Source organism: Halarchaeum nitratireducens, from assembly GCF_017874695.1.
Classification (GTDB): Archaea; Halobacteriota; Halobacteria; order Halobacteriales; family Halobacteriaceae; genus Halarchaeum; species Halarchaeum nitratireducens.
This window is the reverse complement of the sequence record NZ_JAGIKY010000007.1, coordinates 68,215-92,777: the sequence shown is the minus strand read 5'-3', so window position 1 is coordinate 92,777 and position 24,563 is coordinate 68,215. Positions and strand designations below refer to the sequence as shown.

General features: G+C 70.4%; 27 protein-coding genes. 15 read left to right on the top strand and 12 right to left on the bottom strand.

Features of this window, described 5'->3' with window-relative positions; all coding sequences use genetic code 11:
• The first annotated feature begins 39 nt into the window (after window positions 1-39).
• From J2754_RS08500 to J2754_RS08485, 4 genes are all read left to right on the top strand, one after another.
• Window positions 40-1,053, top strand: coding sequence for an N-acetyltransferase DgcN family protein (locus J2754_RS08500; RefSeq protein ID WP_211087180.1), 1,014 nt, complete (start codon window positions 40-42; stop codon window positions 1,051-1,053).
• Entirely contained in the window at window positions 1,050-2,105 is a 1,056-nt protein-coding gene (locus tag J2754_RS08495) for a dipeptide epimerase (protein WP_211087179.1), read from the top strand. The genes J2754_RS08500 and J2754_RS08495 overlap by 4 nt, the downstream gene beginning before the upstream one ends.
• 197 nt (window positions 2,106-2,302) lie before the next feature.
• Window positions 2,303-4,234 carry a threonine--tRNA ligase gene (thrS, locus tag J2754_RS08490; protein ID WP_188876755.1) on the top strand — a complete coding sequence of 644 codons (1,932 nt, stop codon included), beginning with the start codon at window positions 2,303-2,305 and terminating at the stop codon, window positions 4,232-4,234.
• 50 nt (window positions 4,235-4,284) lie between these two features.
• Window positions 4,285-4,779 carry an HPP family protein gene (locus tag J2754_RS08485; RefSeq protein ID WP_188876756.1) on the top strand — a complete coding sequence of 165 codons (495 nt, stop codon included), beginning with the start codon at window positions 4,285-4,287 and terminating at the stop codon, window positions 4,777-4,779.
• On the opposite strand, the gene J2754_RS08480 is transcribed toward J2754_RS08485, so the two are convergent.
• Complete coding sequence (locus J2754_RS08480; RefSeq protein WP_188876757.1) at window positions 4,776-5,843, bottom strand: DUF7972 family membrane protein; 1,068 nt, start codon at window positions 5,841-5,843, stop codon at window positions 4,776-4,778. The genes J2754_RS08485 and J2754_RS08480 overlap by 4 nt on opposite strands.
• 45 nt (window positions 5,844-5,888) lie before the next feature.
• The gene (locus J2754_RS08475; protein WP_211087178.1) at window positions 5,889-6,728 is read right to left on the bottom strand and encodes a PspA/IM30 family protein; all 840 of its coding nucleotides are present in this window, start codon (window positions 6,726-6,728) and stop codon (window positions 5,889-5,891) included.
• A gap of 53 nt (window positions 6,729-6,781) precedes the next feature.
• On the opposite strand from J2754_RS08475, the gene J2754_RS08470 reads away from it, so the two are divergent.
• Entirely contained in the window at window positions 6,782-7,399 is a 618-nt protein-coding gene (locus J2754_RS08470; protein ID WP_211087177.1) for an alpha/beta hydrolase, read from the top strand.
• Here J2754_RS08470 and J2754_RS08465 read toward each other — a convergent pair.
• Together J2754_RS08465 and J2754_RS08460 are read right to left on the bottom strand one after the other, a co-directional pair.
• Window positions 7,389-8,399: an alcohol dehydrogenase catalytic domain-containing protein gene (locus J2754_RS08465; protein WP_188876913.1), complete on the bottom strand. Its 1,011-nt coding sequence runs from the start codon at window positions 8,397-8,399 to the stop codon at window positions 7,389-7,391. The genes J2754_RS08470 and J2754_RS08465 overlap by 11 nt on opposite strands.
• A gap of 75 nt (window positions 8,400-8,474) precedes the next feature.
• Entirely contained in the window at window positions 8,475-9,491 is a 1,017-nt protein-coding gene (locus tag J2754_RS08460; protein WP_245332940.1) for an alcohol dehydrogenase, read from the bottom strand.
• 165 nt (window positions 9,492-9,656) lie between these two features.
• Here J2754_RS08460 and J2754_RS08455 point away from each other — a divergent pair, with 165 nt between their 5' ends.
• The 7 genes from J2754_RS08455 to J2754_RS08425 all read left to right on the top strand — a co-directional run bounded on the left by J2754_RS08455 (window position 9,657) and on the right by J2754_RS08425 (window position 15,006).
• Complete coding sequence (locus tag J2754_RS08455; protein ID WP_188876760.1) at window positions 9,657-11,303, top strand: CTP synthase; 1,647 nt, start codon at window positions 9,657-9,659, stop codon at window positions 11,301-11,303.
• Window positions 11,303-12,220 (top strand): glutamine-hydrolyzing GMP synthase, encoded by a 918-nt coding sequence (gene guaA / locus J2754_RS08450; RefSeq protein WP_188876761.1) that lies wholly within the window; start codon window positions 11,303-11,305, stop codon window positions 12,218-12,220. The genes J2754_RS08455 and guaA overlap by 1 nt, the downstream gene beginning before the upstream one ends.
• 219 nt (window positions 12,221-12,439) lie before the next feature.
• Window positions 12,440-12,754: a cupin domain-containing protein gene (locus J2754_RS08445; protein ID WP_211087176.1), complete on the top strand. Its 315-nt coding sequence runs from the start codon at window positions 12,440-12,442 to the stop codon at window positions 12,752-12,754.
• Window positions 12,755-12,797: 43 nt separating this feature from the next.
• Complete coding sequence (locus tag J2754_RS08440) at window positions 12,798-14,033, top strand: cation:proton antiporter (RefSeq protein ID WP_211087175.1); 1,236 nt, start codon at window positions 12,798-12,800, stop codon at window positions 14,031-14,033.
• Between the two features lie 114 nt (window positions 14,034-14,147).
• A complete protein-coding gene (locus J2754_RS08435) occupies window positions 14,148-14,315 on the top strand; it encodes a hypothetical protein (RefSeq protein ID WP_188876764.1) in 168 nt (55 codons plus the stop codon).
• A 54-nt stretch (window positions 14,316-14,369) separates the two neighbouring features.
• A complete protein-coding gene (locus J2754_RS08430) occupies window positions 14,370-14,696 on the top strand; it encodes a DUF7126 family protein (protein ID WP_188876765.1) in 327 nt (108 codons plus the stop codon).
• Window position 14,697: 1 nt separating this feature from the next.
• Entirely contained in the window at window positions 14,698-15,006 is a 309-nt protein-coding gene (locus tag J2754_RS08425; protein ID WP_188876766.1) for a hypothetical protein, read from the top strand.
• Here the strand turns inward: J2754_RS08425 and J2754_RS08420 are convergent.
• From J2754_RS08420 to J2754_RS08410, 3 genes are read right to left on the bottom strand one after another with little or no spacing between them, the layout of a single operon-like run.
• On the bottom strand, window positions 14,996-15,289 hold the full coding sequence (locus J2754_RS08420; RefSeq protein ID WP_188876767.1) for a hypothetical protein: 294 nt from the start codon (window positions 15,287-15,289) through the stop codon (window positions 14,996-14,998). The genes J2754_RS08425 and J2754_RS08420 overlap by 11 nt on opposite strands.
• Before the next feature lie 30 nt (window positions 15,290-15,319).
• Entirely contained in the window at window positions 15,320-16,048 is a 729-nt protein-coding gene (locus tag J2754_RS08415) for a 5-formyltetrahydrofolate cyclo-ligase (RefSeq protein ID WP_211087174.1), read from the bottom strand.
• A complete protein-coding gene (locus J2754_RS08410) occupies window positions 16,045-16,740 on the bottom strand; it encodes a MogA/MoaB family molybdenum cofactor biosynthesis protein (protein ID WP_188876769.1) in 696 nt (231 codons plus the stop codon). The genes J2754_RS08415 and J2754_RS08410 overlap by 4 nt, the downstream gene beginning before the upstream one ends.
• 84 nt (window positions 16,741-16,824) lie before the next feature.
• Between J2754_RS08410 and J2754_RS08405 the strand changes: the two genes are divergently transcribed.
• Window positions 16,825-17,088, top strand: coding sequence for a DUF7977 family protein (locus tag J2754_RS08405; RefSeq protein ID WP_188876770.1), 264 nt, complete (start codon window positions 16,825-16,827; stop codon window positions 17,086-17,088).
• Between the two features lie 152 nt (window positions 17,089-17,240).
• On the opposite strand, the gene J2754_RS08400 is transcribed toward J2754_RS08405, so the two are convergent.
• Entirely contained in the window at window positions 17,241-17,864 is a 624-nt protein-coding gene (locus J2754_RS08400; protein WP_188876771.1) for an isopentenyl-diphosphate Delta-isomerase, read from the bottom strand.
• Between the two features lie 189 nt (window positions 17,865-18,053).
• On the opposite strand from J2754_RS08400, the gene J2754_RS08395 reads away from it, so the two are divergent.
• Window positions 18,054-18,869, top strand: a complete 816-nt coding sequence (locus J2754_RS08395; RefSeq protein ID WP_211087173.1) for a hypothetical protein — start codon at window positions 18,054-18,056, stop codon at window positions 18,867-18,869.
• Here J2754_RS08395 and J2754_RS08390 read toward each other — a convergent pair.
• The 4 genes from J2754_RS08390 to J2754_RS08375 are packed head-to-tail and all read right to left on the bottom strand — an operon-like array spanning window position 18,866 to window position 22,132.
• Entirely contained in the window at window positions 18,866-19,831 is a 966-nt protein-coding gene (locus tag J2754_RS08390; RefSeq protein WP_188876773.1) for an amino acid ABC transporter permease, read from the bottom strand. The genes J2754_RS08395 and J2754_RS08390 overlap by 4 nt on opposite strands.
• Complete coding sequence (locus J2754_RS08385) at window positions 19,832-20,593, bottom strand: amino acid ABC transporter ATP-binding protein (protein WP_188876775.1); 762 nt, start codon at window positions 20,591-20,593, stop codon at window positions 19,832-19,834.
• Entirely contained in the window at window positions 20,590-21,276 is a 687-nt protein-coding gene (locus tag J2754_RS08380) for an amino acid ABC transporter permease (RefSeq protein WP_188876776.1), read from the bottom strand. Before J2754_RS08380 ends, J2754_RS08385 begins: the two co-directional genes overlap by 4 nt.
• Window positions 21,277-21,280: 4 nt before the next feature.
• A complete protein-coding gene (locus J2754_RS08375; RefSeq protein ID WP_188876777.1) occupies window positions 21,281-22,132 on the bottom strand; it encodes a transporter substrate-binding domain-containing protein in 852 nt (283 codons plus the stop codon).
• 157 nt (window positions 22,133-22,289) lie between these two features.
• Here J2754_RS08375 and J2754_RS08370 point away from each other — a divergent pair, with 157 nt between their 5' ends.
• A complete protein-coding gene (locus J2754_RS08370; RefSeq protein WP_211087172.1) occupies window positions 22,290-24,551 on the top strand; it encodes an NADP-dependent malic enzyme in 2,262 nt (753 codons plus the stop codon).
• Window positions 24,552-24,563: the final 12 nt, after the last annotated feature.

Below are 24,563 nucleotides of genomic sequence, written 5' to 3'. Positions count from 1 at the left end.
CTGACAACCGTTAAATCGTCCTCCCACCACCGATACGGTATGCGTATCGCCATTCTCGCGCACGAGAAGTTCCCGGACAGGGCGAAGACGGCCACCGGCGTCCTCCGCTACGGTGCACACGACGTCGTCGCCGTGCTCGACCGCGACCGCGGCGGCGAGCGGGTCGCCGACTGCGACGCCTCGCTCCCCGACGCGCCCATCGTCGCGTCGCTCAGCGAGGTCGACGACCCGCTCGACGCGCTCCTCATCGGCATCTCGCCGATCGGCGGCGGCTTCGACGAGTCGTGGCGCCCCGACGTCCGCGCCGCGCTCGAACGCGGCTGCGACGTCATCTCCGGGCTCCACTACTTCCTCGAAGACGACAGCGAGTTCCGAACCCTCGCCGAGGAGCACGGCTGCGAGCTCTGGGACGTCCGCCGACCGCCGAACGACCTCGGCGTCGCGGACGGCGTCGCCGACAGCGTCGACGCGACCGTGATCGCCACCGTCGGGACGGACTGCAGCGTCGGGAAGATGACGACGACGTTCGAACTCGTCGACGCCGCCCGCGAGCGCGGCGTCGACGCCGCGGTCGTGCCCACTGGCCAGACCGGCATCATGGCGGAGGGCTGGGGGTATCCGATCGACCGCGTCATCTCCGACTTCGCCGCCGGCGCCGTCGAGGAGTTGGTCCTCGAACGCGGAAACGACCACGACTACCTCTTCGTGGAGGGCCAGGCGAGCATCGCCCATCCCGCCTACTCGGGCGTCTCGACCGCGATCCTCCACGGTTCGATGGCCGACGAGCTCGTGCTCTGTCACGCCACCGGCCGCGAGCGCTTCCACGGGTTCAGTCAGTCGCTCCCGTCGATCCCGGAGTTCGTCTCCCTCCACGAGTCGCTGGCCGCACCGGTCGGCGGCAGCGAGGTCGTCGCGGGCGCGCTGAACACCCGGTCCGTCGACGACGACGCCGCGGCCGACGCGGCCGTCGACGAGTACGCCGACGCGCTCGGCCGCCCGGCCGCCGACCCGATCCGGCAGGGGCCAGACGAGGTCCTCGACGCGGTGCTGTGAGCCTCACCTCCGACTTCGAGCGGCTCACTCTCCCGCTCGAACACGAGTTCGGGATCTCGCGGGGCTCGTCGGCGACCGCCGAAAACGTCGTCGTCCGCGTCAGCGACGACGAACACACCGGCGTCGGCGCGGCCGCGCCCTCCGCGCACTACGGCGAGACGGTCGAGACGGTCGAGGCCGTCCTCCCCGACCTCCTCGCGGCCGTCGAGCGCGTCGGCGACCCGGCGAACCACCAACGGATCGCCGCCGCGATGGATGACGTCGTTCGCGCCAACCCGGCCGCGCGCGCCGCCGTCGACATCGCCTGCTGCGACCTCGCCGCGAAGCGCGTCGGCCTCCCCCTGTCTCGCTACTGGGGGCTCGATCCCGCGAGCGCGCCCGAGACGTCGTTCACGATCGGTCTCGACGACACCGAGCGGATGCGCGCGAAGACGCGCGACGCCGTCGACGCGGGCTACGAGATCCTGAAGGTGAAACTCGGTACGTCGCGGGACGAGGAGATCGTCGAAGCCGTGCGGGACGCCGCGCCGGACGCGACGCTCCGCGTCGATGCGAACGAGGCGTGGACGCCCCGCGAGGCCGTCTCGAACACCGAGTGGCTCGCCGACGCCGACGTCGAGTTCGTCGAACAGCCCGTCCCCGCGGAGAACCCCGACGGAATGCGCTTCGTCCGCGAACGCGGCGCGCTCCCGATCGCCGCCGACGAGTCGTGCGTCACGCTCGCGGACGTCCCGGAGGTGGCCGAGATCGCGGACATCGCCAACGTGAAGCTGATGAAGTGCGGCGGGCCCAGCGAGGCGCGCCGACTGATCCACGCCGCCCGCGCCGGCGGCCTCGACGTGATGCTCGGTTGCATGGTGTCGTCGAACGCCGCCATCGCCGCCGCGGCGCAGCTCGCACCGCTCGTCGACTACGCGGACCTCGACGGGTCGCTGCTCCTCGCGGACGACCCGTACGAGGGCGTGCCGATGCCCGACGGCGAGATCGACCTCGCGGCCGTCGACCGACCGGGGACGGGCGCGCGGCTGGCCGAGCCCGTGGCGAACGGGTAGCGCTCCTCGGTCCCGTCCGCGGCCGCGCCACCGTTTCGCGGTGGCCGCGGACGGGTCGCGTGATCAGGGCATACGCCGGGCTGTGCGCGCCATCGCGTTTCAACGCGACGCCGTCCCCGCTGGTTGATCGCCGTCGGTTCGCCGGGGGTGTCGCCGGACGGACACGCTTATGTGGGCCGTTGGCCGTATCACGGCCCATGAGCGAGATCACGGTCACGCTCCCCGACGGCTCCGAGCTCGACGCGGAGGCCGGGGAGACGGTCGAGGACGTCGCGTACCGAATCGGCGAGGGCCTCGGCCGCGACACGGTCGCCGGCGTCGTCGACGGGGAACTCGTCTCGAAGGACGACCCCCTCACCGAGGACTGCCGGATCGAGATCGTGACGGATTCCTCCGAGGAGTACCTCGACGTCCTCCGTCACACCGCCGCACACGTTTTCGCGCAGGCTCTCCAGCGCCTCCACCCGGACGCCCGACTCACCATCGGCCCGTACACGGACGAGGGCTTCTACTACGACGTCCACGGCGTGGACCTCGACGAGGCCGACCTCGACGAGATCCAGGCCGAGGCCGAGGCGATCATCGAGGAGGACCTCGACGTCGAGCGCGTCACGATGGATCGCGAGGACGCCTTGGAGTTCTACGACGACAACCCGTTCAAACGCGAGATCCTGGAGGAGGAGGCCGCGGGCGAGGACACCGTCTCCTTCTACCGGCAGGGCGAGTTCCAGGACCTCTGTAAGGGCCCGCACGTCGAGTCGACGGGCGAGATCGGCGGCTTCGAACTGCTGGAGATCTCTGCCTCCTACTGGCGCGGCGACGAGGACGAGGAGACGCTCACGCGCGTCTACGGGACGGCCTTCGAGACGCAGGCCGAACTCGACGACCACCTCGCCATGCTCGCCGAGGCCGAGGAGCGCGATCACCGCAAGCTCGCGCGCGAGCTCGACCTCTTCAGCATCCCGGAGCATTCGCCGGGCTGCGTCCACTACCACCCGAACGGGATGGCGATCCGCCGCGAGCTCGAGGAGTACGTCCGCGAGAAGAACGACGACCTCGGCTTCGAGGAGGTCCGTACGCCCGAGCTGAACAAGACGGACCTCTGGAAGCCTACGGGCCACTACGAGACGTTCACCGAGAACGGCGAGATGTTCGCTTGGAGTCAGGACGACACCGAGTACGGCCTGAAGCCGATGAACTGCGCGAACCACGCGCACATCTACGACTCGAACACTCACTCCTACCGGGACCTCCCGCTTCGCTTCTCCGAGTTCGGCAACGTCTATCGCAACGAGCAGTCGGGCGAACTCTCCGGCCTCCTCCGCGTGCGCGGCATGACGCAGGACGACGGTCACGCGTTCGTCCGCCCCGACCAGATCCAGGGAGAGATTCTCTCGATCCTCCAGTCCATCGAGGACATCTACGGCCACTTCGGCCTCGACGTCCTCTACAAGCTGGAGACGCGCGGCGAGGACGCGATGGGGAGCGAGGAGATCTGGAAGCAGGCCACGGACGCGCTCATCGACGCGATGCGCGAGGAGGACCTCGACTACGACGTCGAAGAGGGCGAGGCCGCCTTCTACGGCCCGAAGATCGGCATCAACGCCCGCGACGCCCTCGGGCGCGAGTGGACGATCGGCACCGTGCAGGTGGACTTCAACATCCCGCGCAACCTCGATCTGACGTACGTCGGCGAGGACAACGAGGAACACCACCCCGTGATGATCCACCGCGCCCTCCTCGGGAGCTTCGAGCGCTTCATGGGCGTGATGATCGAGCACTTCAACGGGAAGTTCCCGACGTGGCTCGCTCCCGAGCAAGTCCGCATCCTGCCGATCAGCGACGACAACCTCGATTACGCTCGCGAGATCGCCGCGGAGCTCGACGACTATCGGGTCGAGGTCGAGGACCGCTCGTGGACGATCGGGAAGAAGATCCAACAGGCCCACGAGGACCGCGTCCCGTACATGGCGATCGTCGGCGGCGACGAGGAGGCGGCGAACGTCATCAGCGTCCGGGACCGCATGGAGCGCGAGGCGAACGACGTCTCCCGCCCCGAGTTCCGCCAGCATCTCGAACGCGAGGTCGCACAGAAACACCTCGAACCGACGTTCCTCGCCGGCCGATGAACGCCTCGACGTGCGCGCGGCGGGCGCGGATCGCGGGTCGCTGACGCCGCATGGCGAGCGGTGACGAGTTCGGCGTCGGCCTCGGGGACGCCGCGTCGCTCGCCGTCCTCCTCGGCCCGCTCGCGTTGCTCGCGTGGGCGACGGGCCTCCCCGTCCTCCTCCCGAGCCTCGGCCCCTCCGCGTACGCCCTCGTCGTCCGCGACCGCCCGTGGCGGCCGCTCGCCCGCGAGTTGCTCCTCGGACAGGTCGTCGGCGTCGTCGTCGCGTTCGCCGCCGTTCGCACCCTCGTCGGTCCGCTGACCGGACTCGACCTCCTGGCGCACACCGCGACGGGCCTCCATCAGGTCGCGGCGGTCGTCGTCGCCGTGATCACCGCGACCGTCGGAATGACCCTCCTCGACGCCCGCCACGCGCCCGCCTACGCGACCGTCCTCATCTTCACGCTCGGCATCCCCGGGCGCGCGATCGACGTCCTCGTCTTCTGCGGCGGCGTCGTCTGCCTCCTCTGTCTCGACGCCGCGCGAACGCGACTCGCCGCGGCTTAATCCTCGACTTCGCGGCGCTCACCGCCCGCAGACCCCGTCTCGTCCCAATCGAGATCGTGCGAGCGGTCCGTCTCCCGGAGGATGAACGGACCGATCGAGAGCGTGCGCTTCGTCACCGTGACGATCCGCAGGACGTACGCGAGGAGGATGGCGAACGGCGTCAGCGTCACCGAGACCGTCAGCGCGGCGACGACGAGCGCGACCCGTCCCCGCGACACGTACGACGGATCGAAGAAGAGCAGCGCGCCGACCGCCACCGCGATCGCCGGCACCGACGCGTAGAGGACCGTCCGAGAGAGGTCCGTGAGCTCCCACTGGAAGTAGAGCGTCTTGAAGTGTTCGCGCGCCGGACCGAACAGTTCGAGCGCCTCGATGAGCTCGTCGAAGGCCTCCGCGGCGGACTCGCTCAGTGCGTCCGCGTGCGCCGCGCGGATGCGTCTGGCCGCGTAGAGCTTCCACGAATAGTTGTAGTTGAGCGCGGAGAACACGACGTCGAACTCGCCGAACTGCGATCCTTCGAGGTTCGACGCGACCGTCTCCGCGTTTCCTTCGAGGTTCTCGACGTACGTCGCGACCTTCGCGGTGAGGTCGTCGTCGTCGATCTCGCCCACGGCGTCCTCGAGTGCCTGCGCGCGCCGCTCCGTGAGTTTCACGAGCGAACGGAGGAACGCCGAGGGCTGTGCGGGGCTCACCGGTTCGCCGATGACGTCCTCGACGTCCGCTCGGAACGACATCGCCCCCTCCATGCGCTCGCGCTGATCGCCGATCGGCCCCTGCTCCTGTGAGAGGACGAGCTGGCTCAGCGTCAACACGAGCGTCACGCCCGTGATCGTCGAGCCGACGAGCGCCTGATACAGCGTCTCCAAGGGGTCGCCGTCGGTCAGGAGCGTGCGGACTGGCGTCGGGTGGAGGAGGCCCGCCGCGACGAGCGCGACGAACACGGCACCGACGATCCCCCCCGCGACGAGCCACCGATCGGCGTTGAGGAGCACCCAGAACTTCCGGCTGTTCTCGGGCACCCGCTCGCGCATCGTGTCGCTCGGCTGGTCGTCGGCTCCCGACATGGCGCACTCGACGGCCGGCGACGCCAAAAGCGGTGGTGGCCGGCGTTACGCCTTCGAGTCCTCCTCTTCTTCCGCTTCCTCCTCGCGGAGCGATTCGAGCTCCGCCTCGACGGCCGCCTCGTCGACGGCCGCGTCCGCCCCGGCGCTCGTCGCGTCCGCTTCGCGCGCCGATCCCTTCGACGCGCGCTCTCCCCCGTTCTCGGCGCGCAGCGTCTCCAGCTCCGCCTCCACCTCGCGGTTCGCGCGGCCCGCCGAGAGTTCGCGGTCGATGGCGTCCTCGTCGCTGAACTGGTCTTCGAGCACGCCGCGCTCGGTGAGCTCGTCCATCGCGGCCGCGCGGGCCTCCATCTCCTCCGTGCGCTCCTCGGCGCGTTCGACCGCGCGCCCGACGTCCGCCATCTCGTCGCCGACGCCCGTCATCGCCTCGGAGACGCGGTTCTGCGCTTCAGCGGCCTCGTAGCGCGCCTTCATCGTCTCCTTCTTCGTGCGGAAGCGCTCGATCCGCTCTTGGAGCTGGCTCTTCTTCTCCTCCAGGTCGGACTGGGTGGATTCGAGCGACGCGATCTGGTCTTCCATCTCCTCGATGCTCTCCAGCTTCGCTTGCTTTTTCTCCAGCGCGCGTCGCGCGAGGTCCTCCCTGTCCTGTCGCATCGCCTCGCGCGCCTGCTCGTTGTGTTTCTCGACGTTCTCCTGCAGGCGCCCGCGTTGCACTTCGAGGCGTTTCTTCTGCGCGACGAGGTCCGCGAGCCCGCGCTCGACGTCCTTCAGCTCGTCGCGCATCTGTTCGTACGAGTAATCGAGCGTCTCCGTGGGGTCCTCCGCCCGGTTGAGGATCGAGTTGAGCTTCGAGCGGACGAGGTAGGAGGCGCGCGAGAGTAGACCCATAGCCCACCGTAGTGGGCCGAAGGGTAATAGTCCTCACCCGCCATCGTCCGACCGTGACCGATGCGACGGTGCTCGTGCCCGGCGCTCGGCGCGTCGTCGGGACGCTGGACGCCCCAGTTGAGGGGAGCGACGCCTGCGTCGTGGCGTGTCCGCCTCATCCGCGTCACGGCGGGCATCGCGGCGACGTGCGTCTCCGTGCCGTCAGCGACGCCCTCGCGGAGCGCGGCGTCGCGTGCCTCCGGTTCGACTACGGCGACTGGGACCGCGGCCGCGGTGAGCGCGAGGACGCGCGCAACGCCCTCCGGTGGGCGCGCGAGCGCTACGAGACGCTCGGGCTGTTCGGTTACAGTTTCGGTGGCGGGATCGCCGCCCTCGCCGCCGCGAGCGTCGACGTGCCGCTCCGCGGCGTCGCGCTCCTCGCACCCGTCGCCGCGCTCGATGCGGACGATGGTGACCTCGACGTCCCCGACGCCGTCACCGCTATCGACGTCCCGCTGTCCCTCGTCGTCGGGACCCGCGACGCGACGGCCGACTGGCGGCCCGTGGTCGCGGCCGCCGAATCGGCCGGCGCGAGCGTGACGACTCTCGACGCCGATCACGCGTTCGCGGGTGCGACGAGCGAGGCGGTCGAGACGATCGCGCGGTTCCTCGCCAATCGTCTCAGGGCGTGAGAACGGCGCGGAACCGAACGTCCGAGTCCATCATCCGCTGATACGCCGCTTCCGCGTCGTCGAGAGCGAACGTCTCGACCGCCGGCGTGATCGCGCGGCGCTCGCTGAACGCCAGCGTCTCCTCGGCGTCGAGCGCGGTCCCGGAGGCCCACCCTTCGACTGCGCCGCGCGTCCCGACGAGCGCGCCGACGTGGACGTCCACGGGCTCCTCCGGGACGCCGACGGCGACGACGCGACCGTCCGCCGCGAGGCCGCCGACGACGGACTCGATGGCGGGCGCGGAGGGCGCGGTGGCGAGGACGACGCTCGCGCCGCCGAGCGCGTGGAGTCTCTCGGCGGGATCCTCGCGCTCCACGTCGACGTAGTGGTCGGCGCCGAAGTCCAGTGCGTGCTCCTTCTTATCGGTCCCCCGGGAGAGAGCCACCGTCTCGAAGCCGGCCTCGTGGGCGTACTGGATCCCGAGGTGACCGAGGCCGCCGACGCCCTGAACGGCGACGAGGTCACCCGGCCGGGCGTCGCTGTGTCGTAGCGCGTTGAACGTCGTGAGGCCGGCGCAGAGCAACGGGGCGGCCTCGACGGCGTCGAAGGACTCGGGGACGGCCGCGACTGCCTCGTGGGGAGCGACGGTGTACTCGGCCCACCCGCCGTCGCGCTGGACGCCCATCACGTCGGCGTGCTCGCAGGAGTGGAAGTCGCCGCGGCGACAGGCCTCGCAGGTGAAGCAGTGACCGCCGTGCCAGCCGACGCCGACGCGTTCGCCCTCCTCCCACTCCGTGACGTCGTCGCCGACGGCGTCGACGCGTCCGACGACCTCGTGACCGGGGACGCGGGGATACTCCAATCCGCCGCCGTAGGCGTGCCCCTCGCGGGCGGCGTCGTCGCCGCCGCAGACGCCGCAGGCCTCGACGGCGACGCGGACCTCGTCGCTGTCGGGCTCCGGGACGGGGAGTTCGCGGGTCTCGAAGGCGGCACCTTCCTCGGGGACGACGACGGCGCGCATCGTCTCGTCTGTCATACGCGGCGATGCGGGAGTCGCGAAAAAAGACCTCGGGGTAGGGGCGCGTCGTGCCTCCGCCTACGGTTCGAGGACGGCGCGGAATCGGACTTCGCTGGCGAGCATCTTCTCGTACGCGTCCTGCGCGTCGCCGAGGTCGAACGTCTCGATCTCGGGCGTCACGTCGCGCAGCGCGCTGAACTCGAGGGTGTCCTGCGAGTCCTTCGCCGTCCCGGAAGCCCACCCGGAGACGGAGCCCCGAACGCCGACGAGCGCGCCCGCGTGGACGCCGACGGGTTCGCCGGGGATGCCGACGGCGATGACCTCGCCGTCCGCACCGAGGCCGCCGACGACGGACTCGATGGCGGGCGCGGAGGGCGCGGTGGCGAGGACGACGCTCGCACCGCCGAGCGCTCGGAGCTCCTCGGCCGCGGCCGTCGCCTCCGTGTCGACGTAGTGGTCGGCGCCGAGTTCGAGGGCGCGTTCTTTCTTGTCGGTCCCCCGGGAGAGGGCGACGACCTCGAAGCCGGCCTCGTGGGCGTACTGGATCCCGAGGTGACCGAGACCGCCGACGCCCTGAACGGCGACGAGGTCGCCCGGCCGAGCGTCGCTGTTCCGCAGCGCGTTGAACGTCGTGATGCCGGCACAGAGCAGCGGTGCGGCGTCCGCGGCGTCGAGTTCGTCCGGGACGGCCGCGAGCGCCTCGTGGGGGGCGACGGTGTACTCCGCGTAGCCGCCGTCGAAATCGAGGCCGGTCACCTCGGCGTGCTCACAGTTGATGAAGTCGCCGCGGCGACAGGCCTCGCAGGTGAAGCAGTGACCGCCGTGCCAGCCGACGCCGACGCGTTCGCCCTCCTCCCACTCCGTGACGTCGTCGCCGACGGCGTCGACGCGTCCGACGACCTCGTGACCGGGGACGCGGGGATACTCGATGCGCGGGTAGAGCCCTTCCTTCGTCATCTCGTCGCTGTGACAGACGCCGCAGGCCTCGACTGCGACGCGGACCTCGTCGCTGTCGGGCTCCGGGACCGGCTTCTCGACGACGTCGAAGTCGGCCTCCGCCTCCGGAACCTCGACCGCGCGCATGGTGTCGTTCATACCTGAGGGGTCGGGCGGCGCGCTGTTAGTGTTGCGGCTACGGGCACTACGGACCGCCTTCGGTGGACGAACGTCCGTCGAACGAGTCATTCGGTGGCGTGGCATCTCGTCGCACGACGCGGACGCCTCCGAAACCGTTTTGACCGTTTCGGCCGCAGACGCGGTATGCCGCAGGAGACCGGATACGACCCCGATCTGGGGAACAAGTTCGTCTTCGTCACCGGCGGCGTGATGTCCGGCCTCGGGAAGGGCATCACCGCCGCGAGCCTCGGTCGCCTCCTCACGAACGCGGGCTTCGACGTCACCGCCGTCAAGGTCGACCCGTACCTCAACGTGGACGCGGGCACCATGAACCCCTATCAGCACGGCGAGGTGTACGTGCTCAAAGACGGCGGCGAGGTCGACCTCGACCTGGGGAACTACGAGCGCTTCCTCGACGTCGACATGACCTCCGATCACAACGTCACGACCGGGAAGGTCTACCAGGAGGTCATCGAGCGCGAACGCGCCGGCGACTACCTCGGGAAGACGGTACAGGTCATCCCGCACGTCACCGACGACATCAAGCGCCGGATCCGCGAGGCCGCCGAGGGGACGGACGTCTGTATCGTCGAGATCGGCGGGACGGTCGGCGACATCGAGGGGATGCCCTACCTCGAGGCCTTACGACAGTTCAGCCACGAGCAGGACGAGGAGGACCTCCTCTTCACGCACGTCACGCTCGTTCCGAACTCGAAGAACGGCGAGCAGAAGACGAAGCCCACGCAACACTCGGTGAAGGAACTCCGGAGTATCGGCCTCCAGCCGGACATCCTCGTCGGGCGAAACCCCGAGAAGCTCGCGGACGACGTCCGCGAGAAGATCGCGCTCTTCTGCGACGTCCCCACCGAGGCCGTCTTCTCCAACCCCGACGTCGAGGACATCTATCACGTCCCGCTCGTCCTCGAAGACGAGGGTCTCGACGAGTACGTCATGGAGCGCCTCGCCATCGCCGAGGACGCCCTCCCCGCCGCCGAGCGCTCCACCGAGTGGCGCGACATCGTCACCCGGGACGCGACGGGTGAGGTCGACGTCGCCCTCGTGGGGAAGTACGCCCTCGAGGACGCCTACATCTCGATTCACGAGTCGCTCAAGCACGCCGGCCTGGAGAAACAGGTCGACGTGAACGTCCAGTGGGTGGACGCCGACGAAATGGGCGACGAGCACGAGGAGCGCCTGCGGACCGCCGACGGCGTCGTCGTCCCCGGCGGCTTCGGGGCACGCGGCACCGCCGGGAAGCTCGACGCGGTCCGCTACGCCCGCGAGCACGACGTCCCCTTCCTCGGGCTCTGTCTGGGCTTCCAGCTCGCCGTCGTCGAGCACGCACGCAACGTCCTCGGCCTGGAGGGCGCCCACTCCGCCGAGATCGACCAGGACACGCCCCATCCCGTCATCGACCTCCTGCCCGAGCAGTACGACCTGGAGGACCTCGGCGGCACGATGCGCCTCGGCGCGCACGTCACCGAGATCGACGAGGGCACGCTCGCCGAGCGCGTGTACGGTGCCACCGAGTGCACGGAGCGCCACCGCCACCGCTACGAGGTCAACCCCGAGTACATCGAGCGCCTCACCGCCGACGACCTCACCTTCTCCGGGCACGCCGGCAACCGCATGGAGATCGTCGAGCGCGAGGACCACCCGTTCTTCCTCGGGACGCAGTTCCACCCCGAGTTCCGCTCCCGGCCGAGCCGGGCGAGCCCGCCCTTCGTGGGCTTCCTCGACGCCGTCATGGAGCGCGCGGACGTCGCCGCGGGCACGGAGGTGACGCAGTAATGGTCGACGTCGAATCCTTCGTCGACGACGCGAAAGCGGAGATCCGCGAGGAGCTCGGCGACTCGACGGCGATCATCGCGCTCTCCGGCGGCGTCGACTCCTCGACGGCGGCCGCGCTCGCCTACGAGGCCGTCGGCGAACAGCTCGTCCCCGTCTACGTCGACACCGGCCTGATGCGCAAGGGCGAGACCGAGGAGATCGAGGAGGTCTTCGGCTACATGGAGCGCCTCCGCGTCGTCGACGCGACCGAGCGGTACCTCGACGAGCTCGAGGGCGTCACCGACCCCGAGGAGAAGCGCCACGTCATCGGCGAGCAGTTCATCCGGGAGTTCGAGACCGTCGCCGAGGAGGTGGACGCCGACTACCTCGTACAGGGCACCATCTACCCCGACCGCATCGAAAGCGAGGGGAACATCAAGTCCCATCACAACGTCGGCGGGCTCCCCGACGTCGTCGACTTCGACGGCCTCATCGAACCCCTGCGCGACCTCTACAAGGACGAGGTCCGGGAGGTCGCGCGCCACCTCGGCCTCGAGGAGATCATCAGCGAACGGATGCCGTTCCCCGGGCCCGGCCTCGCCGTCCGCGTCGTCGGCGAAGTCACCCCCGAGAAGGTTCGCGTCGCCCGCGAGGCGACCGCCATCGTCGAGGACGAACTCGAGGAGTACGACCCGTGGCAGGCGTTCGCCGCCGTCCTCGGCCGCGCGACGGGCGTGAAGGGCGACAACCGCGTCCACGGCCACGTCGTCGCCGTCCGCTCCGTCGAGAGCCGCGACGGCATGACCGCGCGCGCCCAAGAGCTCGACTGGGAGACCCTCCAGCGCCTCCAGAGTCGGATCACCGGCACCGTCGAGGACTGCTCGCGCGTCGTCTACGACGTCACCCACAAGCCGCCGGCGACCATCGAGTACGAGTAAGCACCGCCTTTTTCCCTCGTCGGGTTTCCTCGGGCCTTCGGCTCCTGCGGGGACCCCCTCCTCGCACACACACGGTCCGCGTGAACGGAGCGAACGCGGGGTCGGCGAGACCGTCGGTTTCGCAGAGGGGAAAACGGCCGCGAGCGCTCCGCGACCGCGTTACCGACTCCGTTACCGGCGTCCGCCACGTCTTTCTTCTCACCCCGCGACGACTCGTGTATGGACCGCTACGACGATGTCGACACCGACGCCGGCGACGGCGAGGTCGTGACGACCGAACTCCACTACTCGCCCGACGTGCTCGTGAAGGCGTTCGCGCTCGGGCCCGGCGCGGCGGTCGACCCCCACGAGCACCCCGAGCAGACGAACGTCTTCCACGTCCTCGAGGGCGACCTCGTCGTCGTTCGCGGGGACGAGGAGGAGCGCGTCGGCGCGCCCGCCGTCGTCCCCTTCGAGCGCGGCGTCCCGCACGGCGCGCGCAACGAGAGCGACGAGACCGCGGTGTTCACGGCGACGATGGGCCCGATGGAGTGAGCGAGCCACCACCTTTGATAGCGGTCGCGCCGCTCCCGTCGGTATGACCGGCATCCCCGACCCGCTGTTCGGCGTGCTCGCGACGCTGACGCTCGTGCTCGTCGCCGCGCACGGCCTCGGCGCGCTCGCCGCGCGCGTCGGGTTCGCGCCCGTCGTCGGCGAGCTCCTCACCGGCCTCGTCCTCGGCCCCGCGGCGCTCGGCCTGCTCGCGCCCGAGCTCACGGGTCTCGTCGTCCCGATTCCGGCGTGGCTGGACGTGCTCGCGTCGCTCGGCCTCGTCCTCCTGCTCCTCCTCGCCGGCACTGAGGTCGACGTCGCGGCGCTCAGGCGCCACGCGTCCGCGACGGCCGCCGTCGCCGCCGGCGGGTTCGTCGTGCCGTTCGTCGCCGGCATCGGCGTCACCCTCCTCTTGCCCTCGGACGCCCTGCCGGCGGGCGTCTCGTCGCTCGCGGTCTCGCTCGTCGTTGGGACGGCGCTCGCAGTCTCCGCCGTCCCCGTCACCATCCGCGTTCTCGTCGACTTGGACGCGCTCGACCGCCCGGTCGGCCAGCGAACCCTCGTGATCGCCGCCGTCGTCGACGCCGTCGGCTGGCTCGTCTTCTCCGTCGTCGCGGACGCCGTCCGAACGGGCGGCGTCGACGCGCTCCGGGTCGGTCGCACGCTCCTCGTCCTCGCCGGCTTCGTCCTGCTCGCCGCGACGGTCGGCCGGCGCGTCGTCGACGTCCTCCTCGAACGGGCGGCACGCGCACGCTCGCCCGCGCTCTCCCAGTTCTCCGCCGTCGTCCTCGTCGGGTTCGCGACGACGGCCGCCGGCCTCGCCGTCGCCGTCGAAGCCGTCGTCGGCGCGTTCACCGCAGGGGTGCTCGCCGGCCGCCGCCTCGACGAAGCGGCCGGCCGCGTCCTTCACGTCGTCGCGCTCGGCCTGCTCGCCCCGCTCTTCTTCGCCACCGCCGGCCTCCGCGTCGACGTCGGGACGCTCCTCACGCCCGGCGCCGCCGGCGTCGCCGCCCTCCTACTCGTCGTCGCCGTCGCCTCGAAAGCCGCCGGCGTCGCGCTCGGCGGCGCGCTCGCTGGCCTCTCGCGCGCCGAAATCGCTTGCCTCGCGGTCGGCCTGAACGCCCGCGGCGCGATGGAGATCGTCATCGCAAGCCTCGGCCTCGCGCTCGGCGTCCTCAGCCCGACGCTCTACGCCGCCATCGTCGTCGTCGCCGTCGCGACGTCCGTGGCGATGCCGCCGCTCCTCCGCCGCGCGCTCGTGCGTCTCCCCGCCGACGCGTAGGCTCGCGGCGCGCCTCGCTCCGGCCGTAACGTCCGTTGTCCCGAGACGCGCACGGCCGCCCGTACGGGAGCGTCGGAGACCGATACCGCGTCGGTCGACGCTCCGACCGACCACGTGCTCACGCAGGAGGAAGTGCCCGGCGGTGCGCTCGTCTTCCCCGCCATCACCGCCGTCGACCACGTCCGCTTCCTCTGCCTCGCCGTGGTCGGGGCTGCCATCGGCGGCTCGGTCTCCGTCGCGCTCCTCAAGTACGGCTACGCCCTCCGCGGCCCCCGCGAGTGACCGGCCGCATCGCGTACTCGCCACCTTCTTAGGCGCTCGCGTCTATCCCCGTGCATGAACGTCGTTATCGTCGGTCCCGACCGCGGCCTCGGCGACGCCCTCGCCGCGCGCGGTGCGAGCGTCACCCGCCTCGAAGGCGTCGCGTCGGGCGAACGCCTCCGCGAGGTCGGCATCGAGGACGCCGACCTGCTCGTCGTCACGGACGTCGGCGAAGCCACCGCGATCCCCGTCGCCCTCGAAACGAACCCCGACCTCCGCACCGTCGCGTACACGGACGACTCCGTCCCCGAGTTCGTCCGCGGGCAACTCGACTTCGCCGTCGATCCGGCCGTCCTCCCCGTCGAGGCCATCGCGGAGGAACTCACGCCGACGCTTGGCTGAGATGGTCTCGCTCCCGTCGCTCCCACGGCCGTCGGCGCTTCCGTCGCGCCCCACGCTCCCGCGAGTGCCGCGGCCGTCCCGTTCCGACCTCGCGGCTGCGCTCCGCTCGCTCCCCCGACTGTCGCTCTCGTCTCTCACGCGTGCCGCGTCACGACCCGGTACGCGCCTGCGCCCGTCCGCCGAGACCGTCGACGCGACGCTCGCGCTCGCCGCGCTCGGTGCCGGCGTCGGCGTCGTCGCCACGGCCGTCTACACGGCCGCGCGCGCCGTGTTGCCGCTCGCCCTGCTCCGCGGTCTCCTCACCCCGTGAACGACGGGAGCGGGACCGCGATCGGCCGCTCGGCGTCCGTCGGCGTGCCGTTCACGTCCGCCGCGTACGGGCTGACGTGCTCCCAGCAGACGAACGTCGAGACGCGCCCCGCCTCGTAGAGGTAGAAGTCGGCACCGGCGGGACAGACCACGCACCGCGGCGCGTCGTCCAGCGCGGCGAGCGCCGCGTCGCGGACGGCGCGCGCGGCCGGGCCGGGCCCGTCCGCCCCTCCACCCGTCGCGTTCTCCGCCCCGTCTGTCCCGCCCGCGCCGTCCGAGGACATACCGCACACTTCGGCGGCCTGACTGATAAACTATCGGTCGCTCTCGGCCGCCAGCTCCGCGAGAATCGGGATCTCGGCGCGGTCCTCGTCGCTCACGGCGTCCCAGTCGACCCCCACCGGGCGGGCGTACGGCGTGTCGGTGTCGACCGTGCGCTCGGGCGTGACGACGAGGTCCATCGGGACGTCGTGGTCGGCTACCGGCCACGTCGCCGCCTCGACCACTTGGCGCTCGTGGACCGTCGTGGCGACCGTCGTTTCGTCGTCGACGAGACCCAGATCGACGAGCACCCCGAACTCGACGTCGCTGAACCCTTCGCCCTTCCCGACGCGCGCGCCGTCCTCGCTCACTGCCACGCTCCCCGAGAGCACGAGATCGACGTGCCCCAGCGCGGCGGGGCGGACGGCCTTCGCGTACTCCTCGACGTTCGAGAGCGCGGGCGCCCGATCGTACTCCGCGGGATCGATGCGTTCGGGGTCGAGTTCGAGGAAGCACTCGGGGTCGCGCAGGCGCGGCACCGCCATGTAGAGCGTCTTCCCGTCGTGGAGCGCGCGCCGCCGCGCCGGGAGCTGGGGCGCGTCCGGGTTCGCCTTCACGACGGCCGCGTCGCGCCAGGCGTCGGTCGCGGCGAGTCGCTCGGCGGCCTCGTCCGCCCCGTCGAAGTTCGGGATGCGGCCGTGCGGCGGGAACGGGAAGCGAGCGATCCCCGCCGACTCCAGCGCGTCCCAGACGCGCTCACGGACGTCGCTCTTCGCGTTCACGTTCCCGAGGTCTCCTCGACGTCGCTCGCGTCCGACGCACCGTCCCCGGTACGCCGCGCCAGTCCGACGAGGTGTGAGAGCTCGGGCAGGATCACCGCCGCGGTACCGAGGCGGACCGCGCTCTCGCTCCCCGGGAGGCAGAAGATCGGCACGCCGCTCGCGACGCCCGCCTCCGCGCGCGTCCCGACGACGCGCGTCCCGATCTCCTCGTAGGAGAGCCGGCGGAAGAGCTCGCCGAACCCCGGGAGGCGCTTGTCGCAGAGCGGCCGCACCGCCTCGACGGTGACGTCGTCCGGCGTCACGCCCGTCCCGCCGGTCGTCACGATCGCGTCGACGTCGCCGTCGCGGGCGAGGCGATCCACCGTCCCCTGCACGTCGTCGAAGTCGTCGTCGACGACGTCGCGCGCCGCCACCTCGTGGCCCGCATCCTCGACGAGCGCCGCGATCGCGTCGCCACTCGGGTCGTCGTCCGCATCCCGCGACGACGACACCGTCACGACGCCCACCGCCGCCGTCTCGACGTCGTGGGCGTGGTGGTCGTCATGCTCGTGGGCGTGTGCGTCGTGTCCGTGGTCGTCGTGATCCCCGCGTGCGTCGTGCTCGTCTCCACGGTCGCCGTGCTCGTCTCCGTCGTCCGCGTCCGTCGCTCCGTCGTCCGCGCGCCGCGTGTCCCGCGACTGGAAGTCGACCATGTCCCTCGTCGCCCCGCCAGCGACAAAGCCGTTGTCCGTCGCGGACCGGCAGGGATTTGGGCTCGCACTCGAATACTGCAGCGTATGGCACGCGAGCGCGACGACGAGAGCGGGACGTACCTCCACGACCCCGTCACCGTCGCCGACGACGAGGAGGGACTCGACGACCGCCAGTCGTGGATCCTCGTCGCCACGCTCGCCTTCGCCGGCCTCGTCGCCCCCGCCGCCGTCTACCTCTGGCCGCCGTCCTTCCTCGGCTTCCGGAACGCGTACATGGCCGTGGCGATGGTGCCCGCGTTGATCCTCGCCGTCGTCGCGCTCTGGTCCGTGCAGGCGACGCGCTCGTAACCACCGGGTCTCCCGACCTCGTTCCTCGACGCCGCGCTACGCACGCACGACTCGGCGCGTCCCGTCCGCGAAGCGAAGCCCACGGCTCCGCGTTGCTACGAGCCACGCCTCTCGGCTCGCTTCGCTACCGACCCGAGGACGGGAGGACCGCGTCACTCCCGCGGACCCCCGGCGACCGGGTCCGCCTCGCCGGTGTGGTCACGGCGGAGCGCGATGTCGAACCACGGACAAAAGCGCAGTTGTCGGTAGTGACGCGGGTTCGCCCAGAGGTCCTCGTAGTCCGCCCAGAGGACCCCGCCGACCTCCTCCTCGTCGGGGTCGAGCGTCGTGTCGTGGAGCGTCGCCTGCAGGACCGCGCAGACCTCCCACTCGACGCCCTCGTCGTGGTAGTGGCGCTTGTACTCGAAGCGGTCGGTCACTTCGAGATCGTCGTACTGGTCGGGCGTCACGCCGAGCTCGTCCTCGAGGCGCTCCTTCGTCGCCTCGACCTGCGATTGGCCCTCCACGGGGTGGGAGGCGACGGTGCCGTCCCAGTGGGTGTCCCAGAGGCGCTTGCGCGCGGCGCGCTGGGCGAGGAGGACGCGCCCGTCCTCGTCGAAGAGGAGGCAGGTGAACGCCCGGTGGCGCACGCCGTCGCCCATGTGCGCGTCGAGGCGGTTGACGAGCCCCTGTGGCTCGTCGGCGTTGTTCACGGCGACGACGTCCTGTCGTGCGTTCTCGACTTCCTCCGCGGTCCGGACGTACTCGCCCTCGCTCCCGGCGTCTGCGTCGCTCATGGGGAATGGGAGGACGAGGCGCTACAAATGGTTTCGGACTTCCGTCCTCTCGGTGGGGACGAAGGCGACGCGGGCGCGCTCGGGGATGTGGACGCGCCCGTCGCCGCTCGCACGGTAGTGAACGGCGGGCGTCGACGTCGCCACTGGGTGCTAGAAACCTTCATCCGACTGATCGGTGTCGGTGCGCGTATGCCCGCTCGCCGGACCGTCTTCGCCGTCGTCCTCGTCGTGTTCGCGCTCGCCGTCGGCGGCGCGGCCGTCCTCTTCTGGAACTTCACGCAACCCGTCGAGGAGTCGTACACGCACGAGTACGAGTACCGCGCGAGCGTCACGCCGAACGCGACGCTCACGAACGCGACCCTCTACCTCCCCGTGCCCGCCGAGGCGAACGGGACGCGGGTCGGCGCGGCGGTCGTCGACCCCCGGAGCGTCCCGAACGCCAGCGTCACGCGCGACGCGACCCTCTCTTACGCGCTCGTTGACACCCCAGCGGGCCCGATGCTCGCCGTCGACGCCGCCCGCATCCCCGCGAAGACGCGCACCGCTCCCGACCCGACGCCGCTCCCGACGAGCGACGGTCCGGCGAGCGACGGCCCGACGACGACCGCCGACCCCGCGCCCGCCCCCGGAAACCACAGCGTCACCGACCCCTACACGGTGACCGTGACGCTCCGCACGAACCACCCCATCGACACGCGCTCGCCCGTCGGCGACGAACCGGTGCTCGTCCCGCGGCGGAACGCCGTCGAGGTGTCCTGTGACGACCCCGGCGCGGGCGACGCCACCTGCCGGCGCGTCGAGAGCGCCGTCTACGCCGACTACGACGCGCCGGCGAACGCCAGCGTCGAGGTGTTCGTCTCGCTCACCGGCTCGAACTGGTGGTTCGCCGGCGGCTGGACGGGCAACGAGTACCACCAGTACGGGAGCGTCGATCTGACCGGCTCGCAGGACGGGTGGACGTCGATGAACGTCACCGAACGCGTCGGCTTCGGGACGTACCGCTAGCGCCCGGCGTCGCTGCTGCCGACGCCCGGGATCGCGACTTCGGCCTCCACCTTCGACATCCCGTAGGATGCGGTGACGACGAGCACGAGGTAGAAACCGGCCGCGAGGACGTAGGCGTTCGTGTACGCGAACGTCTCCGAGCCGATCGAGTCCGCCTGTGTGAATATCTCCGGGACGGTGATGAACATCGCGAGCGAGCTGTACTTGATGAGATAGACGAGCTCGTTCGTCCACGACGGGATCGCGTACCGAAGCGCCTGCGGGAGGACGACGTAACGGATACCGCCGAGTTTGTCGAGGCCGACGGCGCGCGCCGCCGTCAGCTGGCCGGGGTCGACGCTCTCCACCGAGCCCCGGATGTACTCCGCCTGATAGGCCGAGGAGTTGATGACGAAGCCGATGATGGCGATCCAGACCGCCTGCGCGGGGACGATGCCCTGCCCGACGCCCGGCACCTCTCGGATGAACTTCGAGAGGAACGGCGCGCCGTAGTAGAGCAAGAAGAGCTGCGCGACGAGCGGTGTGCCGCGAATGAGCTCGATGTAGACGAACGCGACATACTTGGTGACGCGGCCGTAGACGCGCGCCGCCGCGAGCGGCACCGCGACGACGAGCCCGACGAGGGTGCTGATGACCGTCAGGACGACGGTGAGCCACGCCGCGACGGCGAGCTGTGGGCCGTACTGGCTCGCGAATCCCACCATCCCGACCGCCCAGCCGACGAGGTCGAAGCCGGTCGCGACGAGCGGGACGCCGTCCCCGACGGCGCCGAGCGTCGCGCCGAGCGACTCGGTCGCCGTGGCGAACGACTGTGGGACGAGCGGCTCCGTCGGTCCGACGACGACGCCGCCGAGCCACGAGTTCAGCCACCGGAAGCAGAGCCAGAGCCAGATCGCGCCGCCGATGGCGTACGTGAGGCCGCGCTCTAAGTCGGCGTGGCGGCGTTCGCGCTCCGCGGACATCTACGACTCCGACCCGCCGCCGTGCAGTTCGGTGAGCCGGCGGAGGAACTGCTCGGTGCGTTCGTGTCGCGGGTCCGTGAACAGCCGCTCGGGGTCGCCGTGCTCGACGAGACGGCCGTCTTCGAGGAACATGATGTCCGTCGCGACCTGCCGGGCGAACCCCATCTCGTGGGTGACGCAGAGCATCGTCATCCCCTCGTCGGCGAGCTCGCGCATCACGCCGAGGACCTCGCCGATGAGCTCGGGGTCGAGCGCGGACGTCGGCTCGTCGAAGAGCATGAGCTTCGGGTCCATCGCGAGCGCGCGAGCGATGCCGACGCGCTGTTTCTGCCCGCCGGAGAGCTCCGCCGGGTAGGAGTCGGCTTGGTCCGCGAGACCGACGCGTTCGAGCTCGTCGAGCGCGCGATCGTTCGCCTCCGCCTTCGACTTCCCGAGGACGCGACGCGGGCCGAGCGCGACGTTCTCCCGCGCGCTGAGGTGCGCGAAGAGGTTGAAGTCCTGGAAGACCATCCCGACCTGCCGGCGCAACTCGTTGACGTCCATCGCCATGACGTCCTCGCCGTCGAGGCTGATCGTCCCCCCCTCGAACTCGGTGAGGCGGTTCACGCACCGGAGGAGCGTGGACTTCCCGGAGCCGCTCGGGCCGATGAGCACCTGCACGTCCTGTGCGTCCATCGTGAAGTCGATGCCGTCGAGGACGAGCTCGTCGCCGTAGCTCTTCTGGAGGTCCTCGACGGTGAGGAGGTGGTCGTTCCGGCTCACTGTGAGGCACCCCCGTCCGGGACGCCGAAGGCGTCGTCCACGTAGTCGAGGACTCGGTTCCCGACCAGCGTCAACGCGAGGTAGACGGCGGCCGCCGTCACGAACAACTCGGGCGTCGCGGTCGTCTGCTGCGGGATGAGGTTGTACATCTGGTAGAAGATCTCCGTGTAGCTGATCGCGAACGCGATGCTGGTGTCCTTGAGGACGATCGTGTACTCGTTCTGGAAGCCGGGGACGAAGCGTCGGAGCCCCTGCGGGATCATCACATGCCGGATGGCGCCGAGCTTCGAGAGGCCGACGGCGCGCGCGGCCTCCATCTGGCCGCGGTCGATGGACTGGAGCGCCCCCCGGAACACCTGCGCTTGGTAGGCGGCGCTCCGGACGCCGAGCGCGGCCGTCGCGGCGACGAACGCCGGCGAGAGCCCGAGCCCGAAGTACGTGATGAACATGATGACGAGGATCGGCGTCCCGCGAACGGCGACGCCGGCCTTCCGGGCGAGCCACGCGCTCCGCCGCCCGCCGTACACTTCGAGCGCGCCGAGCGGGACGCCGACGAGGAATCCCGCGAGGAGCGCGGTCCCGGTGAGTCGGACGGCGGGCCAGACGCCCCGGAGGAGCGTGCCGAGGTTCTGCCAGACGTACGTCCAGTCGGCCGTGGCGAGCGACAGCGCGGCGGCGGTCATGGGGTTACTCGCTCGTCGTCGTGGTGCCGCCGGAGGCGAACCACTTCTCGGTCAGGTCGGCGTATGTGCCGTCGTCTCGGACGGCCTGCAGGCCGCTGTTGAGCGCGGATTCGAGGTCCCCGTCGTTCTGGCGGACGCCGAAGCCGTACTGCTCACCGGTGTCGACGGTCGCGGAGACGACGACGTCGCGGTTGTCGACGAACGTCTCGGCGACGGGCGTGTCGATGACGACGACGTCGATGTTGCCGTTCTCGAGGTCGGAGACCGCGAGCGGGTACTTCGGGTAGGCGTTGTAGTTCGACTGCTTCAGCGTTCCCTCGTCGATGAGGTCCTGAATGAGGCTCTCGCCGGTCGTCCCGGACTGTGCGCCGACCGTGTGACCGGCGAGGTCTTCGAGCGACTGCGGCTGGAAGCTCGACCCCTCGCGGACGAGGAGCGCTTGGTTCGCGTCCCAGTAGGGGTTCGTGAACCCGATGGACTCCTTGCGCTTCTCCGTGATCGTCATCCCGGCGGCGATGGTGTCGATCTTGTCCGTGGTCAGCGCCTGGATGAGCGAGCCGAACTCGTACTGCTCCCAGCGCTGGAGGGTGTATCCGTCCGCCCGCTCGACGACGGCCTCGAGGAGGTCGACGTCGAAGCCGACGAGCTCGCCGTCCTGCATCATCTCGAACGGCTGGAAGCCGGGGGCGGTGCCGGCGACGATCTGCGTCTGCTGCGTGCCGGACGTCGTGCTCCCGGTCGTCGTACTCTCGGTCGTCGTGCCTCCGCTGTCGCTCCCGCCGGTCGACGTACAGCCGGCGAGGGTGAGCGCCGCGCCGCTCGCGCCGAGCGCTTCGAGGTAACTCCGTCTGTCCATGTCCACGCGATCGGTCGGGGTCTACATAAATTGCGGCAACTCCGGCGGCGAGTCGTTCGACGCCCGACACGCACCAGCGGCGGGTATTCGACGAACGACGAATGCCTGTATCGACGCAGTCCATAGGTTTTTGGCCCGCCGCGTCGGCGTAGTGGACATGGGATTGGACGAAGACGCGTTGGAGTATCACGAGCGCGAACCGGCGGGGAAGGTGGCGATCTCGACGACGAAGCCGACGAACACGCAGCGCGACCTCTCGCTGGCGTACTCGCCGGGGGTCGCCGCGCCCTGTCGGAAGATCGACGCCGACGAGACCGACGCCTACCGGTACACGGCGAAGGGGAACCTGGTGGGCGTGGTGTCGAACGGGTCGGCGGTGCTCGGCTTGGGCGACATCGGCGCACAGGCCTCCAAGCCCGTCATGGAGGGGAAGGGCGTCCTCTTCAAGCGCTTCGCGGACATCGACGTCTTCGACGTCGAACTCGATCAGACCGACGTCGACGCCTTCGTCGCCTCCGTCGCCGCCATGGAGCCCACCTTCGGCGGCATCAACCTCGAAGACATCAAAGCCCCCGAATGCTTCGAGATCGAGCGACGCCTCCGCGACCAGATGGACATCCCCGTCTTCCACGACGACCAGCACGGCACCGCCATCATCTCCGGTGCCGGACTCCTCAACGCCCTCGACGTCGTCGATAAGGACGTCGAGGACGTCGACATCGCGATCTCGGGCGCGGGGGCCTCCGCGATCGCGTGCGCGAAGTTCTACGTCTCGCTCGGCGCGAAGCGCGAGAACATCACGATGTGCGACTCCACGGGGATCATCACCCAGTCGCGCGCCGACGACGGCGACGTCAACGAGCACAAGGCCGAGTTCGCCCGCGACGTCCCCGACGGCGACCTCGCGGACGCGATGGCCGACGCGGACGTGTTCATCGGCCTCTCCGCGCCCGATATCGTCTCCCCGGAGATGGTGCGCTCGATGGCCGACGACCCGATCATCTTCGCCATGGCGAACCCGGACCCGGAGATCGGCTACGAGGAGGCGAAGAACGCCCGTGACGACACCGTCATCATGGGGACCGGACGCTCGGACCACCCGAACCAGGTGAACAACGTCTTGGGGTTCCCGTTCATCTTCCGGGGCGCGCTCGACGTGCGGGCCACGGAGATCAACGAGGCGATGAAGGTGGCCTGCGCGGAGGCGCTGGCGGAGCTCGCGCGGGAGGACGTGCCGGATCAGGTCGTGAAGGCCTACGGCGACCAGCCCCTCCAGTTCGGCCCCGAGTACATCATCCCGAAGCCGGTCGATCCGCGCGTGCTCTTCGAGGTCGCGCCCGCCGTCGCCGACGCCGCCATGGAGTCCGGCGTCGCCCGAACGGACCTCGATCTCTCGGCGTACCGCGAGCGCCTCGAAGCCCGTCTCGGGAAGTCCCGCGAGATGATGCGCGTCGTCCTCAACAAGGCCAAGAGCGACCCGAAGCGCGTCGCCCTCGGCGAGGGCGACGACGAGAAGATGATCCGAGCGGCCTCCCAGATGGTCGAGGAGGGGGTCGCCGACCCCGTCCTCATCGGCGACCGGGAGACGATCGACGCGACGATCGCGGACCTCGGCCTCGACTTCGACCCCGAGGTTGTCGACCCCGAGGCGGCCGATTACGAGGCGTACGCCGATCGCCTCCACGACCTCCGCAAGCGCGACGGTCTCACGCGGAGCGAGGCGACCGAGCTCGTCGAGCGCGATCCGAACTACCTCGGGAGCGTGATGGTGGAACAGGGGGACGCGGACGCCCTCCTCACCGGCCTCACCCACCACTATCCCTCGGCGCTCCGACCGCCCCTGCAGGTCATCGGTACCGCCCCCGACGCCGAGCACGTCGCCGGCGTCTACATGCTGACGTTCAAGAACCGCGTGCTCTTCTGCGCCGACACCACGGTCAACACCGCGCCCGACGCGGACGTCCTCGCTGAGATCGCGGAGCACGTCGCCGCGCTCGCCCGCCGCTTCAACGTCGAACCGCGCGTGGCGATGCTCTCCTACTCGGACTTCGGCAGCGTCGAGACCGAGGGGACCGAGAAGGTCGCAGAGGCCGCCGCGGCGCTGCGCGACGATCCGAGCGTGGACTTCCAGGTGGACGGCGAGATGCAGGCAGACACCGCCGTCGTCGAGGACATCCTCGCGGACACGTACGATTTCGCCGAGCTGGACGGGCCCGCGAACTGCCTCGTCTTCCCGAACCTCGAAGCCGGTAACATCGGCTACAAGCTCCTCCAGCGACTCGGCGGCGCGGAGGCCATCGGCCCGATGCTCACCGGCATGGACGAACCCGTCCACGTCATCCAGCGCGGCGACGAGGTCAAGGACATCGTCAACCTCGCCGGAGTGGCGGTCGTGGACGCGCAGGAAGAGGACGACTAACGGTCGCGGTTC